Source organism: Pseudodesulfovibrio aespoeensis Aspo-2 (assembly GCF_000176915.2).
Taxonomy (GTDB): domain Bacteria; phylum Desulfobacterota; class Desulfovibrionia; order Desulfovibrionales; family Desulfovibrionaceae; genus Pseudodesulfovibrio; species Pseudodesulfovibrio aespoeensis.
The window spans coordinates 1,503,159-1,518,212 of sequence record NC_014844.1; the positions used below are offsets into that span (position 1 = coordinate 1,503,159).

Genomic DNA, 15,054 nt, shown 5'->3' on the forward strand with positions numbered 1-15,054 from the left:
TGGTCTCGCTTTTGCTTGTGCTGCTTGTCGTGCCTGATGCAGGCCGCCGGCACAGAAGCAAGGAGAGAGGCATGGGCGAAGCAGCCGTACTCGAAGTCACCCCGCATAAGTCGCAATTCCTGGACAAGGTGAAGGAGATTCTGCCCGAAGGCGGCAATTTGAGCATGTGCCTCACTTGCGGCGCTTGTTCGGCCGGGTGTCCGGCGACCGGGCTTGAGGACATGAATCCGCGCAAGTTCCTGCGGCTCGCCGCCATGGGGCAGGACGAGGTGATCATGTCGACGCCCTGGGTCTGGTTGTGCACCATGTGCCGACGGTGCGTCCATGCCTGCCCCATGGGGGTGGATATCCCGCAGTTGGTCTATTACTGCCGTCAATCCTGGCCGAGGGAGGATCGTCCCAAGGGTATCCTGGGATCGTGCGAACAGGCGTTGAATACGCCGGGCAACAGCGCCATGGGCGCGACCAGCGAGGATTTCAAGTTCGTGGTCGAGGATGTGCTGGCCGAGGTCCGGGAATCCCAGCCCGGCCAGGAGAACCTCGTGGCTTCTGTGGACAGGAAGGGGGCCTATTACTTCTTGAATCAGAATTCGCGCGAGCCTGTCACCGAGCCAGACGAAATGGTTCCCCTGTGGAAGATCCTGAGCTTGGTCGGAGCCGACTGGACCTACAGCACCAAGGGGTGGGCTGCCGAGAACTACTGCATGTTCCTGGCCGATGACGCGGCCTGGGAGGCCGTGGTTCGCAACAAGGCCAAGGCGGTCGAGGATCTGGGGTGCAAGGTCTGGCTCAACACCGAATGAGGCCACGAATTCTATGCAGTCCGGGCCGGACTGCAAAAGTTCAACATACAGCATGAATTCGAACTGGAGAGCATCATCAGCTTGTATGCCCGGTGGATTCGGGAGGGCAAGCTGCCCGTGAATTCGGATTGGAACAAGGAGCTGGGCGTCACCTTCACCGTGCAGGACCCCTGCCAATTGGTGCGCAAGTCCTTGGGCAACCCGGTGGCCGATGACCTTCGTTTTGTGGTCAAGTCCGTGGTCGGGGCGGAAAACTTCATAGACATGTGGCCCAACAAGTCCAACAACTATTGTTGCGGTGGCGGCGGCGGGTTTCTGCAATCGGGATATGCCGACGCCCGTCGGGCCTATGGCCGCGTCAAACTCGACCAGATTCTGCAGACTGGAGCCGATTATTGCATCGCTCCCTGTCACAACTGCCATTCCCAGATCCATGACCTGAGCGAACACTTCGAGGCCGGTTTTCCGGTGGTTCATCTGTGGACCTTGATCTGTCTTTCCTTGGGCATCCTGGGCGAAAACGAGCGCGAATACCTGGGTGAAGATCTCCGGGAAGTGGGATTGTAAGGAGGCTTGCGGTCATGCGGGAGGTTGTGCTCCCGCATGGCCGCAAACGGCACGGGGGGGCTATGGACCATGCGGCCGATTGTTTTGTCGAGACAAGTGAGGTCTGCCGGTGCTTGAACGACCTTGACCGTTATCTTGCGGCCATGGTCAGCCGGATCGATATTCGAGGCTCCAGCAGCAATTCCGGGTTCCTGTTCGAAACCAGCATCGTCAGCACCAACTACGCCGTGACCTTTGTCTGTCAGGCCAGGCGGCAGCATCGTCTCATGGTTTTCATGACAGAGCCGTATGCAGCCAGATTCCTGCTTGGGCGGGTTTTGCCGGATGGCTCATCCCGCATCATCAGCAACGGTGCGCTGATCTTTTTCGACTATCTCTGGCATGAGGGGTTGTTTCAGGATTTTTGCCGCGATTTATCGGAATCCCTCTCCCTGTACGAATCGCGATGGCAAGATGGCCGGTCTTTGTCATGATTTCCATAATATTCGGGAGGTTCTCAGTTGAATACTAAACAGGAAAAGAAGAACGGCAGATATCTGCGGATATCTGCCGTTCATTTGATGGCGGTGGTGGGCGATACGGGAATTGAACCTGTGACTTCCACCGTGTGAAGATGGCACTCTGACCAGCTGAGTTAATCGCCCACTTTGGTCGCCTTCGGGCGTGGTGCCCGACGGGAGAATTCATATATCGGCATGGGTTCCGGTTGGCAAGCCTTTTCTTAGGGAATCTTGGCGCAATGCTCGGCGAGGCACTCCTGGTCGCCGGTCATGTCGCGGTTGTAGCAGGTCAGGCCGCAGCGCAGGCAGCGGCAAGTCTCGTGCTTGGCCTCTTCGCTGCTCAGGGCGCCCTCGATCTCCTTGAAGGTGCAGGTGCGCTCGTCGTAACTGACGAGGTGGGGGATGGTCGAGCGCTGGCGATGGCCCACATCCGGCACGTTGGTGAACATGGTGTAGGGGATCAGCTCGCGCTGGAGCTTGGACGAATAGTGCGGCTCGCCATCCGTCAGGTACTGGTGGATGGAGCGCGCGGCCTTGCGCCCCTCGCCCAGGGCGGTGATGACCAGGGCAGGGCCGGTGTGCATGTCGCCGCCGGTGAAGACATGGGGCAGGGCGGTCTGGAGGGTGACCGGGTGTGCGTCCAGGGTGCGCCACTTGGTCTGGCCCAGGGGGCAGGTTCCCGATTCGTCGTAGAGGCAGGAGAGCTCCGGCTTTTGGCCGATGGCCGTGTACACGGTGTCCGCCTCAATGAGGGTTTCCGATCCCGTGACCGGCACGGGCCTGCGTCGGCCCGATTCGTCCGGCTCGCCCAGCTCCATCCGGATGTATTCCACATGGGTGACGTGGCCTGCGGCGTCGGCGACGATGCGGGTGGGCGCAGCCAGGAACAGGTATTTGACGCCCTCTTCCTCGGCCCCGATGATCTCCTCGATGTTGGCGGGCATCTCGTCCTTGGTGCGGCGGTACATGAGGGTCACGTCCGCGCCCAGGCGCACGCTGGTGCGCGCTGTGTCGATGGCCGTGTTGCCGCCGCCGATGACCACCACCTTGCGGCCTATGCCGGTCTCCATGTTCAGGCCCACCTTGGTCAGGAACTCGGTGCCTGTCTCCACGCCCCCGGAGTCTTCGCCGTCGATGCGCAGGGTCATGTTCATCCACGCGCCGATGCCCAGGAACACGGCCTCGAACCCGTCCGTCTTGAGGCTGTCCAGGTCGAAATCCGTGCCAAAGACCTTTTCGTATTCCACATCGATCCCAAGGCCGAGGATGCCTTCGATCTCCCAGTCGAGCACGGCCTTGGGCAGGCGGTATTCCGGGATGCCGAAGCGCAACTGGCCGCCCAGCTTGGGCATGGACTCGAAAATGGTCGGGCTGTGGCCCAGGCGGCGCAGGTAGAAGGCGCAGGCGAGGCCCGCCGGGCCGCCGCCGACCACGGCCACCTTGCGGCCCGTGTCGGCAGCGCAGGAGATGGGCAGCCGCTGGCCTGAGTTCATCTCCCAGTCGGCCACGAACCGCTTGATCATGTTGATGCCCACGGCCTCGTCCACATGGGTGCGGCGGCAGACGCTCTCGCAGGGATAGGGGCAGACGCGGCCAATGGACAGCGGCATGGGGATGCGCTCGCGGATGGTCTCGAGCGCGCCCGCGTAGTCGCCGCGCGACACCTGCTCGATGTAGCGGGGGATGTTGATCTGCCCCGGACAGCGCTGGCGGCAGGGGGCCAGACAGTCCGTGATTTCGTTGAGGTGGGTGATGCGCGCGGACAGGCCCCAGATGGTGATGACGCCGCGCGGGCAGACCTGGGCGCAGGCCCCGCAGGCGGTGCACAGGGCCGGGTCCACCACCGGGTAGCCGTCCGGCCCCATCTCGATGGCCCCGAACTGGCAGGCAGTGACGCAGGTGCCCAACCCAAGACACCCTTCGGGGCACATCTTGGACCCGCCGTAGAGCAGATTCTGGGCGCGGCAGTCGCGCACGCCCGCATATTCGTAGATTTCCTCGGCGCGAACGCCGCCGGTGCAGTCCACAAAGGCGATCTGCTTCTCCATGGACGAGAAATCAAGGCCCATGATGGCCGCCACATTGGCCGCCACTGCGTCCCCGCCGATGACGCAGACCGTGGCCCCGGCCTTGCCGTCCACCACAGCTTGAGCTGCGCCTGCGCAGCCTGGGTAGCCGCAGCCGCCGCAGTTGGCCCCGGCCAGCACGCCCTCCACTCTGGCAATGCGCGGGTCTTCGTAGACATAGAGGAGCTTGGAGGCCACGGCCAGGATGACCGCTGCCGTGAAACCGATGCCAAGGAGAACGAGAACCGATGTCGTGATCATATGCGCAAAACTCCTAGGAGGCCATGCCCTTGAAGGCGAAGAAGGCAAGGGACATGAGCCCCGCCATGATCAGGGCCAGGGGCGTGCCGCGCAGGCTGACCGGGACGCGCGCCAGATCGAGCCGCTCGCGGATGCTGGCCAGCACCACCAGGGCGAGCATGAAGCCGACTCCCGAGGCGATGGAGAAGAGGATGGTCTCCACCAGGGTGAACTCCTCGCGCTGGCAGATGATGGCGATGCCGAGCACGGCGCAGTTGGTGGTGATCAGCGGCAGGAAGATGCCTAAGGATTTGTAGAGCGGCGGCACGACCTTTTTCAGGAACATCTCCACGAACTGGACCAGGGCGGCAATGACCAGGATGAAGGTGATGGTCTGGAGATAGGCGAGGTCGTTGGGCATGAGCAGAAACCGCTGCACGCACCAGGTGATGGCTGCGGCCATGGTGGCCACGAAGACCACGGCCAGCCCCATGCCCATGGCCACGCCCGATTCCTTGGACGTGCCGATGAAGGGGCAGTTGCCCAGGTATTGCGCCAGGACGATGTTGTTGACGAATATGGCGGCGATGATGAGGACGAAGTAATCCATGTGGCCTCCTTACATCCCTGGCTTGCCGGCGCACATGCCGCAGGTCTTGCAGTCGTGAACCGGGCCTTCGATGGCCTCCAGCCCTTTGCTCTTGCGCTGCCAGTTGGTCAGGGCGTTCATGCCCGCCAGGACCAGCCCGAGGCAGACGAACGCGCCCGGAGCCTCGATCATGAAGGTGACGGGCTTGTACCACGCCCCGGCCACTTCCATGCCAAACCATGTGCCGGAGCCGAAAAGCTCGCGGATGCTGCCCAGGAAGGTCAGGGAGAGGGTGAACCCGACGCCCATGCCCAAGCCGTCGGCCACGGCCAGATGGACCGGGTTCTTGGAGGCAAACGCCTCGGCCCGGCCCAGGATTATGCAGTTGACCACGATGAGCGGCACGAAGATGCCGAGCTGGAGATACAGCGGATAGGCGTAGGCCTGCATCAGCAGCTCGACGCAGACCACCAGCGAGGCGGCCACCACGATGAAGCAGGCGATGCGCACCTTGGCCGGGATGAATCGGCGCAGCATGGAGACGAGCATGTTGGAGAGGGCGAGGACGAAGATGACCGCCAGCCCCATGCCCAGCCCGTTGTACGCCGTCTTGGTCACTGCCAGCACCGGACACAGTCCCAGCACGAGCTTGAAGGGGGGCAGATCCTTCCACAGTCCCTTGGAGAATTCCTTCCACAATCTGTTCATTTCGTCATCCTAGGAACCCCAGGCGATGGGGAGCTTGTCCTTGAGCTGGTTGAATATCCTGACCGCGTCGTTGACGGCGGCCACGGTGCCGGTTGACGAGATGGTTGCCCCGGCGATGGCCGCGATGTCGCCGCCCTGGCTCTGGAGCGCGATGGGTTCTGTCGCGTGGCCCTTGAACTGGTCGCGAAACTCCGGCTCCACCACGCGCGAGCCCAGACCGGGCGTCTCCTTGAGGGTGGTGATGCCGATGCCACGCAATGACCCGTCGGCCATGGAGAAGCCGACCATGACGCCGATGTCCCCGCCGTAACCCCTGCCTGAGGTTTCGAGGGCCACGCCCTTAAGCTGGCCGTCCTTGAGGGCCGGAAAGACCGTGACGGTGGAGTCCCCAAGGGTGAACGCCCTGCGGTCCGCCACCGGATTGTTGTCGCTGTCGGCGAAAATCTGCTTGAGGGCCGGGCCTTGGACATAGGTCATGACCTGCTCCTCAATGCGCGGGCCGGTGGCCTGGCGCACCGTGGCCAGGGTCAGCCCGGACAGGCTGCAAATGAGAGAGAGGACCAGGATCATCCGCAGGATTTCTTGCATACGGAATCCTCCTCGCGTTCCTGGGTGAGGGTGTAGGGGCCGCCAAAAGGCCGGGGGCGGATGCGGTCGAGCAGCGGGGTGAACAGGTTGGCCAGCAGGATGGCGAAGGGGACGCCGTCGGGGTAGATGCCGTACACCCTGATGATGATGACCATGATCCCGGCCACAAGGCCGAAGAGCAGGCGCGGAATGCGCCCGACGGGTGACGAGGCCGGGTCCGTGGCCAGGAAGAATGCGCCGAAGACCGCGCCGCCCGCCAGCAGGTGGAACAGGGGCGGGGCGTAGGCGGTCGGGTCCATGAGCCGGTAGACCCAGGCCGTGGCGAGCAGGCCCGCGATAAAGGCCGCCGGGATCTCCCACGGGATGTGGTGGCGCACCAGGAGGAACGCGCCCCCGGCCAGCAGGGCCGCCACATGGACGGCACCCAGTCCGCCCAGTTGGTGGCCGGTGAAGAGCGACACAGGGTCGATGGCGGTCACGGCGTCGAGGCCGAAGTGTTTCAGCTCATGCAGCGGGGCGGCCAGGGTCGAGGCGAGCATGGAAGCGTTGGTGTCCATGATCTCGGGCCAGGATATCCGGCACAGGGCCCAGCCCACCAGCGGCGGGCACAGGGGCGATGCGCCCAGGCCGCCGAAGATGAACTTGCCCAGCCCGATGCTGGCTGCCGCGCCCACCGCGGCCAGCCACCAGGGGGCCGAGGCCGGGAGCAGGAAGGCGAAGAGCAGGCCAGTGAGCAGGGCGCTCAGGTCGTCCACCGCCAGGTCGCGTCTGCTGAGCGTGTTGCACAGCGCCTCGGTGGCCACGGCCACGGCGCAGGCCATGGCCATGACGCGCACCGCGTCCAGGCCGAAGAACACGGCGGCCATGATGGTCGCGGGCAAAAGCGCGATGAGCGTCTCCCGCATGTGGCCCTTGATGGTCCTGCCGCAGTGGACGTGGGGGGCCATGGACACCGTCAGGATGGGGGGCAGCGGCCTGATCATCTCTCGTCTCCGGGCATTGGATCGGCGTCCTTTTTCTTGACTGATGATGTGGCAGGGCGCGTGGCCGACCTGAGTAGGGCCAGCTCGTACTTGGCCAGCCGGATATACTGGAGCAGGGGACGCCGGGCCTTGCACCAGTAGCCGCACAGGCCGCATTCGATGCAGGAGTGGATGTGGAAGGCCTCGGCCCTGGCAAACTGCTTGAATTCGGCGCACCGGCTGATCATGCCGGGCATGATTCGGGCCGGACAGTGGCGCTCGCACTCGCCGCAGCCCAGGCAGAAGGCGTCAGTGGGCTCAAGGGCCTCGCCCCTGCGCAGGACGTGCAGGGCCGTGGTGGTCTTGTCCACCCCCTGGTCCAGGTTGAGGGCCGGGATGCCGCGCATGAGCCCGCCCAGGATCACTCGGTCGCCGGGTTCGATGCTGCCCCCGGCCTCGGCCACGAGAAAGCCCGCGGGCGTGCCGACGCGCACCAAGTGGTTCTGCCCGTTGATGGTCATGACGGTTTCGGTGACCGGTCTGCCCGTCTCCATGACCCGGCCTATGAAGTACAGGTCGCTCACGGACAGGATGGCGGCGTTGTCGGGCTGCCTGCCGGGCAGGGTCTCCAGGCCGGTGACCGCCTTGGCGACCAGTTGGTCCAGGCCGTTGGGGTAGACGGACGGCACATGCATGACCGTGCAGTTGGCAAAGGCGTTGGCCCTGTTGCCCCTGGCCGCGACCAGGAAGAGCCTGGCGGGCTCGACCAGCCTCTCCACGGTTTCGAGGCCGAGTTCCAGGGTCTTGCGGTAATCCCTGAGCAGGGGATCGCAGATGGAGACGCCCGGTTCGGGCGGCACCGCGTTGATGATCAGGATGGGGGCGCGGCGGAATCCGGCGATGTTGACGCCCATGGTCCGAAGCCAGCGGCGCAGGGGCTCGCCGCCCTCGGTGGGCGGGGTCTGCCTCTGGGCCCGGTCATTGCCCGTGACTTCCAGAAGCATGGAGAACTGGTCCACCTCGCGGATGGTCCCGGCTAGGGGGGCGTGCAGGTCGCCCAGGCCGTCATTCTGGGCCTTGGCGACCATGGTGTCCGCGAGCGCCTGATCGCCCACGGCAAGCAGAGGGGTGTGGCCGTGCAGGGGGATGCGCAGGCGGTCCGGCCTGGACGCCTTGACCAGAGGGCTGGTCTCCCCGGTGAACAGGCTGAAGCTGTAGTTGATCATTTCTCGAACACCCTTATTTCATGTGGCATTTGTAGCAGGCGTCGTCGCCGTATGGGCCGCGTTTCATCGCTTCGTGGCAGCCCAGGCATTGTGTGTGGAAGGCTGCCATGGTGGTGGGCACCAGCTGATCGGCTGGCTCCTGGTGACAGTCGGCGCAGGGGCGGAGGGCCGGACCCGAAGCCTGTGACGCGGCCTGCGACGAAGTCATTGCCTGGGCCGGTTTCCGGGCGTGACAGGCGGCGCAGCCTGTGATCCCCTTGGCGAACAGGTCTTCGTGGCAGGAGGCGCAGCGGGTGTGGTTGGCCTCCTTGAGGGAGGGGATGTCCTCGCGCTTGCCGTGGCAGTTGTCGCAGGACTGGGGCTTTGGCTCCACAGTCGCGTCGTGGTGGCAGGACTGGCAGTCTCCGGCGGCATAGTCGTCCGCATGGTCGTCGTGGGAAAAATTGTCGATGGTCGCTTCCGTGTGGTGACAGGCGGCACACTGCTTTTGGTCCAGGGTCTGCTGGTGGTCGGCGGCAAAGGCCTCGTCGAATGTACGCACATGGCAGCTGGAGCAGGCGGGCGGGGACTGGTCGTCCTGGGCCGACGTGTGGTGACAGTCGTTGCAGGCGCGGCCTTCCATCGCGGCATGGGCCTGATGGGTGAAGATGACCTTGCCGCCCTTGTTGTCGAGCAGGATGCGCACGGGCGGCTCCTTCGTGCGTGCCGGGATCAGATAGCCGATCAGGGCCGCGACGAAAAGAATCCCCGTCAGAATCAGGATGGGAAGGAAGCGTTTTTGCAATGAACCAACCTCGGATTTGTGCTTATTTCGATCTTATAGGTGAATTATTCGGGTTTAGTCCATAACCAATGTGCATTGACTGATTGCTCAATGCCAGGCCGGGCGGGCTTGCGCCTGTTTCGTTTTATTCGGTTGCCATGACCGGGTGGCTCGGGTTCACTTGCCGAAGAGCATTGCATGCAGGAAGGTCAGGGCAAAAAAGACCACCCCGGCCCACCACAGAGCCACGGAAAGCTCTGTGGTGAAGAGGAGATATGCCCCTTTGATCGCGAATTCAAGCGGCAGGGACCGGGCCAGGGTGAGGAGGTCGAGTCCCATGCGCGCGCCGGTCTCCATGAGCGTGACCGAGGGCCAGGACGCGGTGACGACCCAGGTGACGGACTGATATCCAAGGACCAGGATGCATGCGGACCAGGCAATGATTCCAAGGGTCTTGAAGAGGGTGTGCGGCATTGTGTTTCTCACTGGCCGGACAACTATATATAATTGCTGCGCGATTGACCATAGTATAAGAACAGGAGAAACTGGGAGAAATGGTCACATGCGTTTCATGGCTGGCGACAAGGTTCTCATGGAGTTCTCCACCTTTGGCGACCGCTTTTTGGGTTTGGTCACCGAGGTGGTCGGCGATGGCCGTCTGTTCGTCTATGCTCCCGTGCCGCAGCTCGTGCACAGGCGGTTTGTCACGGACCGGGTCGCCAGGGTCCGTTTCGCCTTTGAGGGTGCGCTGCGCGGATTCGACACCCGTGTGCTCAATCGCGACAACCCGCCCGGCTTGATCCTGGAGCTTGCCGCGCCGGGCCGAATCTATGATGCCGAGGACCGGTGCGAGCCGAGGTGCCCCTGCCGTTTCCCGGCCATGGTGGCAGACAAGGGGGGTGGGGTGCGGGCCGTGGTCGAGGACATGTCGGCCAGTTGCACCAGGGTCCGCCTCGTGGGCGGCAATGGCCGCTGCACTGACGGGAATGGCGGCAGTGGCTGGAAGCCCTTGTCCGACACGCCCGAAGCCGAGGTGCTCCTCACTTTTTTCCCGTTCGACATGGGCGACGGCTGCACCGTGGCCTGTGTGGTCAGGAAACTGTTCATGAAGGATGGTGTCTACTTCGCCGTCCTCGAATTCAAGCCGGAGGAAACCGCCGTGCGCGAACGCATCGCCCGGTTTGTGGAGGTGCAGATCGAGTGCGGCATCGCCCGGCTGTGATCGTCTGTGACCGGCTCCTGTCATGGTCCAACGAAAAACCCCGGCGGGAGGATTCCCGGACCGGGGTTTTTCGTGCCTTCGACCGGCCTGTTACGAGCCGTGCGTGAGCTTTTTGGCGTAATTGGCGGCTTCAATGCCCGCCACGCAGCCCTCGCCAACGGCCTTGGCCATCTGCAGGGGCGGGCCGCAGATGTCGCCTGCGGCAAAAATGCCGGGGATGTTGGTGCGCTGCTTCTTGTCCGTGTCGATGTACTTCATGGATTCGTCGAGGGTGACTCCCAGGGTGGCCGTCAGTTCCAGCACGCCCTTGGCGCCCAGCTCGATGAACACGCCGGACACGGCCCGGGTGGTGGTGTCGTCCAGGGCCACGGCATCGACACCTGTCTCGCCCCGGATCTCCGTGATCTGGACGCCCTCGTGCAGGACGACCCCGGTCTCGTCCAGCTGCCTGCGCAGGCCGTCGGCCACATCGAGCTTGTCGCAGTAGAGGTGGACCTCGCTGGCGAACCGGGTCAGGGCCACTGCCCCGCCCGCCGCGGCGCTGCGGCTGCCTGCCACGGCCACGATCTGGCCGCGGTAGAACCCGGCGTCGCAGTCCACGCAATAGCTGACGCCCTTGCCGAGCAGCTCCTTCTCGCCGGGCACGCCGAGCTTGTTCCGGCTGGAGCCGGTGGCCAGGATGACGGTTTTGGACAGAACCGTGTCGCCTGATTCGAGCCTGATGGAAAAAAGGGATCCCTCCGGGTCGATGGACAGCACGTCCTCGTCGCGAAATTCGCCGCCGAAGGCCTCCACCTGCTCGCGTCCGGTGTTCAGTACTTCCTCGCCCGACACCTTGAACTGGCAGCAGTAGTTTTCGATATGCGCCCAGTACAGGCTGCTGTTGTCCATGCGCCCCAGCATCAGGGTGCGCACGTTCTTGCGCGCGGCGTGGATGCCCGCCTGGAGCCCAGCCGGGCCGGAACCGAGGATGACGACATCATATGTCTCGTGGGTGGTCATGGTCACTCCTTTGTGTGTGGTTCAGCATGCCACCTTATATGATAACCATTCTCCAGGGGATGTACAGGCCGGTCCGGGAGGGCAAAGGGCATAAAGAGAAGAGCGGGGGGGGCGGATAGGTCCTACGGGTCTACGTCCTTGGCGGATTCGCGTCCGTCGCCGGGGGCGGATCTGACCGAGGCGGGTTTGCCGATCACCGGAGTCCACGGCTTGCCGTGGATGCGCTGATAGAGCTTGTCCGCCTCGCGAAACTGCGGGTTCATCTTGAGGGCCATGATGACGTTTTTCGACGCTTCCTCGACCTTCTCCATGAAGTAGAACGCCTTGGCCATGTTGAAGTAGATGTTCTCGTCGCTTGGCGTCAGTTCCAGGGCCCGCCTGTAGGCATGGAGCGCGCCCGGATAGTCGCCCTGCTTGCGCAGGTTGACACCCAGGGTGTTGAAGGGGTTCGGGGTCTCGGCGTCATGCTTGAGTATCTCGATGAACAGGGCCTTGGTGGCTTCGAGCCGGTCGAACTGGGCGTGGATGTCGGCGGCCTTCCTGAGGAAGAGCTTGTACGCCTCCATGTCGCCCTTGCCCTTGTAGGCGTCGGCCAGCCCCTTGTACGCCTCGGCGAACAGATCATTGATCTTGACCGCCTTCTTGAAGGCGACGATGGCCTTGCCGTATTTGCATTGGAGCATGAACTGGCAGCCCATGTCGTAATATTTCTGTGCCTCGTCCTGGTAGGAGATGAGTTCCTCGAAGGCCTCGATGGCCTCGTCGAAATCGCCGCGCTCGACCATGTCCCTGGCCTCCTGCAGCTCCATCTCCTCGATTTCCGGGTAGTTGTCGAGCTGTGTGGTCAGGATGAGGTAGCGCTCGAAGGTGTCGAGGGAGTATGGCCGCAGGACGTAGCCGATGCATCCGGCGGCGATGGAGTCGAGGACGTGGTCCTTTCTGTTTTCAAGGGTGACCATGATGATGGGCAGGGGCCTGCCGCTCATGTTCTTCCTGACGATCTGGGCGAACTTGATGCCGGTCATGTCGTCCAGGGACGAGTCGCACAGGATGAGATCGACCTGGTTGTCGGTCAGGTGGTCGATGGCGTCCACGCCCGAGGTGAACATCCTGACGTTCTCCGAGCCGAACAGCTTGATGGTCCCCAGGTCGCGTTTGGCGTGCACCGCCACGTTGGTCAGGATGATGACGTTGGCGAAGGCTCCGTAAGCCCGACTCTCCTTCTTTTGGCTCATTCCCCCTCCCTGCGTGTGGAAACTACCGCCTCGCAAGGACGAGATCAAGAGGATGTCAGAATTTATAACGGATGGAGGACATGACCGAGTCCTTGAGCCGCCTGAGGGGTTCGTCGTCCGGGAGCATGGCGAAGATGCGGTCCGGGAATCTCTGTTCCACGGCCATGGCCAGGGTTGTCGGATAATGCAGCTCGTGCAGCCAGCCCGCCAGGAGCAGCTTGAAGTCGTTGGCAAAGCGCATGTGGCGGTAGTCGCCGGTCCGGCCTTGCAGGACGGCCTGATAGACTTCGTCGGAGTATTGCACAGACGTGTCTTCAAGCCCCATGGCCACCAGGGGGTTCTTCTTGTTTTCGCCAAAGTGATCGAGCAGGACCCGGAAGATGTCGAGCTTGTCGGCATCGCGCACGACCATGACCGGATGGAGAAGCCGGGCCGGAAGGGTGGGGCGGACGGTCTTGGCGTTGTGCTGGGCCACGGCGAAACGGACGATCCGCCACTCTTCCCCGGACAGGCCGTCGGGCAGTGTCATGGAGCGCAGGGTCAGGACACCGAGGCGGGCGTGGTTGACCGATTCGCGGTCGTTGAAGGTCTGGTAGCGGGCGAACTGGGGAAACCGGCCCGTGTCGTGATACAGGGCAGCCAGCAGGCAGATATCTGCGGTGCGGCCCGTGATGGTCTCGCCAGCAATGATGTGTCGGGCCGTATCGAGCACCTGTATCGAGTGTTCGAGCTTGAGGTTGATGAGTTTGTCGCCCTCGGCATCCCCGCTCAGGTGGCGCTGGGCAAACCCGGTCAGGACCGCGATGTGTGGCCCAAGCTGCATGGTCAGTCCTTGAGCCCCTTCATCCGGAGCGTGTGCTCGAATTCGGTGATGTCGCCCCTGGACAGTTGTGCGTCCAGGGCAGCCCTTTCCGTCGCGCGCTGCTCGTCGGCCTCCCGGTCCATTTCCTTGTCCCTCAAGGGGCCGTTGGGGCCGAAGAGGATGCGCAGGAAGATGATGATGACCGCGAAGATCAGCACGACGAACGCCATGCGCGCAATGGACGGCAGGATGTGCTCGCCGTAGCCCGCGTTGAAGGGCCAGGCCCGCCAGACGGGGCTGTCGAGGAAGTCGAAAAAATCCGAGACAAGGGTCGGCAACTGGGACATGCGCATTGGATGGGCTCCGGCTTTTGGGCATTGGTGACCGGGATTTAACTACCCGGCAAACGGTATGCTGGCAAGGTTTTTGGGTGGCGGTGTGCGGGATTTCATTCGTTGCTTGTGCTTGTCCGGCTTAGTGTCTATAAGGACACTTTGCTGTTTTGGAGTGATGGTGTAGACTGTGTGCCTCGGAGGAACGATGCGTGCATTGATTGTTGAAGACGAGTTCACCAGTCGCAAGCTCCTGTGGGCCCTGCTGGCCGATTTCGGGGAGTGCGACACGGCGCGGGACGGCGTGGAGTGCGTGGCTCAGTTCAGGCAGGCTCTGGCTCAGGGCGCGCCCTACGACCTCGTCTGTATGGACATCATGATGCCCAACATGGACGGGCATCAGGCACTCAAGGAACTGCGCGCCATCGAGCAGGAGGCGGGGACCCTGCCGCCCGACGAGGTCAAGGTGATCATGGTCACGGCACTCAATGATCCCAAGACCGTGGTCAGGGCCTATTACAAAGGTGGTGCGACCGCGTACCTTCCCAAGCCCATCGAGGTGGAATCCCTCTATGCAATCCTGCGCGACCTGGGGCTTATCGAGTAGCCGGGCGCGCTCCATCACGGTTAAATAATTCTCAATGAAATCAAAAATCAACGCATTTGCGATCAGTGTCCGTCTTGCCGGGATGGCCTGCGCCTGCGCGCTGGCTGTCCTGCTTGTTTCCACTGCGGCCCTGGCCTCTGCCGAGGCCCCGCAGAGCCGTTCCGGCAGCCTCCTCAACATCCTTCTGCTCGGCCTTGTCGCCTATTTTCTCGTGCGCGCCTTCCGGCGGCGGGGCGGCGGCCCAGGCCCCGGCACTGGGAGCGGTTCCGGTGATTCAGGTCAGGATGACGGGGGACAGGACGACCAGGCTCAGCCTCCGGCGCGGCCCACGGACCGGCACGAAGCCGCAAGGCAGATGTGGAACATGCTCGGTTCCAAGGACGCGCCCGAAGGGGGTGCGCCCCAGGCCGTCAGGCAATCTCCGGCGCCTGTCCCCGGCGGATTCGACGAGGCCGAGTTTCTGGAGGGGGCCAAGCTCTTCTTCTCCCGATTTCAACAGGTGTCCGGTCAGGGCGATCTGGACCAGTTGCGCGGCTTTCTCTCCGACGACGTGTACGAGCAGGCTCTGGCCGGACTGGCGGCGCAGCAGACCATTGCCAGGACCGAGGTCATGCTGGTGGATGCCCGGCTCATGGAGCGCAAGAGCGAGGGCGGTCGGACCTGGATCACGGTTTTCTACGACGCCCAGCTGCGCAAGGGTGTTTCCGGCGATCAGCCGTACCAATTGCGCGCGGCCTGGGAGTTCTCCCGCACGGACGCCGAAGGCAGCGGCCTGTGGACCCTGGAAAGCATCAACAAGAGAGACCAGTAACTCCACACTGTGGGGCAAGGGTCGGCAAGGA

The 15,054-nt window shown here is 63.3% G+C and carries 17 protein-coding genes and 1 tRNA gene; 5 read left to right on the forward strand and 13 right to left on the reverse strand.

Features of this window, described 5'->3' with window-relative positions:
• The first annotated feature begins 71 nt into the window (after positions 1–71).
• Together DAES_RS17295 and DAES_RS06710 are read left to right on the forward strand one after the other, a co-directional pair.
• Positions 72–1,370, forward strand: a complete 1,299-nt coding sequence (locus tag DAES_RS17295; RefSeq protein WP_013514276.1) for a (Fe-S)-binding protein — start codon at positions 72–74, stop codon at positions 1,368–1,370.
• A 113-nt stretch (positions 1,371–1,483) separates the two neighbouring features.
• Positions 1,484–1,843: a hypothetical protein gene (locus tag DAES_RS06710; protein ID WP_157864818.1), complete on the forward strand. Its 360-nt coding sequence runs from the start codon at positions 1,484–1,486 to the stop codon at positions 1,841–1,843.
• A gap of 94 nt (positions 1,844–1,937) precedes the next feature.
• Here DAES_RS06710 and DAES_RS06715 read toward each other — a convergent pair.
• The 9 genes from DAES_RS06715 to DAES_RS06755 all read right to left on the reverse strand — a co-directional run bounded on the left by DAES_RS06715 (position 1,938) and on the right by DAES_RS06755 (position 9,486).
• Positions 1,938–2,014: transfer RNA gene (locus tag DAES_RS06715), tRNA-Val, on the reverse strand.
• 77 nt (positions 2,015–2,091) lie between these two features.
• Positions 2,092–4,197 carry an FAD-dependent oxidoreductase gene (locus tag DAES_RS06720; protein WP_013514278.1) on the reverse strand — a complete coding sequence of 702 codons (2,106 nt, stop codon included), beginning with the start codon at positions 4,195–4,197 and terminating at the stop codon, positions 2,092–2,094.
• A gap of 13 nt (positions 4,198–4,210) precedes the next feature.
• Positions 4,211–4,786, reverse strand: coding sequence for an electron transport complex protein RnfA (locus tag DAES_RS06725; protein WP_013514279.1), 576 nt, complete (start codon positions 4,784–4,786; stop codon positions 4,211–4,213).
• 9 nt (positions 4,787–4,795) lie between these two features.
• Entirely contained in the window at positions 4,796–5,473 is a 678-nt protein-coding gene (gene rsxE, locus DAES_RS06730) for an electron transport complex subunit RsxE (RefSeq protein WP_013514280.1), read from the reverse strand.
• Between the two features lie 9 nt (positions 5,474–5,482).
• A complete protein-coding gene (gene rnfG / locus DAES_RS06735) occupies positions 5,483–6,061 on the reverse strand; it encodes an RnfABCDGE type electron transport complex subunit G (protein WP_013514281.1) in 579 nt (192 codons plus the stop codon).
• A complete protein-coding gene (locus DAES_RS06740; RefSeq protein ID WP_013514282.1) occupies positions 6,040–7,044 on the reverse strand; it encodes an RnfABCDGE type electron transport complex subunit D in 1,005 nt (334 codons plus the stop codon). Before DAES_RS06740 ends, rnfG begins: the two co-directional genes overlap by 22 nt.
• The gene (locus tag DAES_RS06745; RefSeq protein WP_013514283.1) at positions 7,041–8,249 is read right to left on the reverse strand and encodes an electron transporter RnfC; all 1,209 of its coding nucleotides are present in this window, start codon (positions 8,247–8,249) and stop codon (positions 7,041–7,043) included. The genes DAES_RS06740 and DAES_RS06745 overlap by 4 nt, the downstream gene beginning before the upstream one ends.
• Positions 8,250–8,262: 13 nt before the next feature.
• Positions 8,263–9,033: a cytochrome c3 family protein gene (locus DAES_RS06750; RefSeq protein ID WP_013514284.1), complete on the reverse strand. Its 771-nt coding sequence runs from the start codon at positions 9,031–9,033 to the stop codon at positions 8,263–8,265.
• Between the two features lie 156 nt (positions 9,034–9,189).
• A complete protein-coding gene (locus tag DAES_RS06755) occupies positions 9,190–9,486 on the reverse strand; it encodes a hypothetical protein (protein ID WP_013514285.1) in 297 nt (98 codons plus the stop codon).
• Positions 9,487–9,574: 88 nt separating this feature from the next.
• Between DAES_RS06755 and DAES_RS06760 the strand changes: the two genes are divergently transcribed.
• Positions 9,575–10,234 (forward strand): PilZ domain-containing protein, encoded by a 660-nt coding sequence (locus DAES_RS06760; RefSeq protein WP_013514286.1) that lies wholly within the window; start codon positions 9,575–9,577, stop codon positions 10,232–10,234.
• A gap of 90 nt (positions 10,235–10,324) precedes the next feature.
• Here the strand turns inward: DAES_RS06760 and DAES_RS06765 are convergent, their stop codons facing one another.
• From DAES_RS06765 to DAES_RS06780, 4 genes are all read right to left on the reverse strand, one after another.
• Positions 10,325–11,236, reverse strand: coding sequence for an NAD(P)/FAD-dependent oxidoreductase (locus DAES_RS06765; protein ID WP_013514287.1), 912 nt, complete (start codon positions 11,234–11,236; stop codon positions 10,325–10,327).
• A gap of 122 nt (positions 11,237–11,358) precedes the next feature.
• Positions 11,359–12,471 (reverse strand): tetratricopeptide repeat protein, encoded by a 1,113-nt coding sequence (locus DAES_RS06770; RefSeq protein WP_013514288.1) that lies wholly within the window; start codon positions 12,469–12,471, stop codon positions 11,359–11,361.
• Between the two features lie 55 nt (positions 12,472–12,526).
• Positions 12,527–13,294, reverse strand: a complete 768-nt coding sequence (locus DAES_RS06775; protein WP_013514289.1) for an HD domain-containing protein — start codon at positions 13,292–13,294, stop codon at positions 12,527–12,529.
• A 2-nt stretch (positions 13,295–13,296) separates the two neighbouring features.
• Positions 13,297–13,626 carry a hypothetical protein gene (locus DAES_RS06780; protein ID WP_013514290.1) on the reverse strand — a complete coding sequence of 110 codons (330 nt, stop codon included), beginning with the start codon at positions 13,624–13,626 and terminating at the stop codon, positions 13,297–13,299.
• A 187-nt stretch (positions 13,627–13,813) separates the two neighbouring features.
• Between DAES_RS06780 and DAES_RS06785 the strand changes: the two genes are divergently transcribed.
• Both DAES_RS06785 and DAES_RS06790 read left to right on the forward strand, forming a co-directional pair.
• Positions 13,814–14,212, forward strand: coding sequence for a response regulator (locus DAES_RS06785; protein WP_013514291.1), 399 nt, complete (start codon positions 13,814–13,816; stop codon positions 14,210–14,212).
• 34 nt (positions 14,213–14,246) lie between these two features.
• Complete coding sequence (locus tag DAES_RS06790; RefSeq protein WP_013514292.1) at positions 14,247–15,023, forward strand: Tim44 domain-containing protein; 777 nt, start codon at positions 14,247–14,249, stop codon at positions 15,021–15,023.
• Positions 15,024–15,054 lie beyond the last annotated feature (31 nt).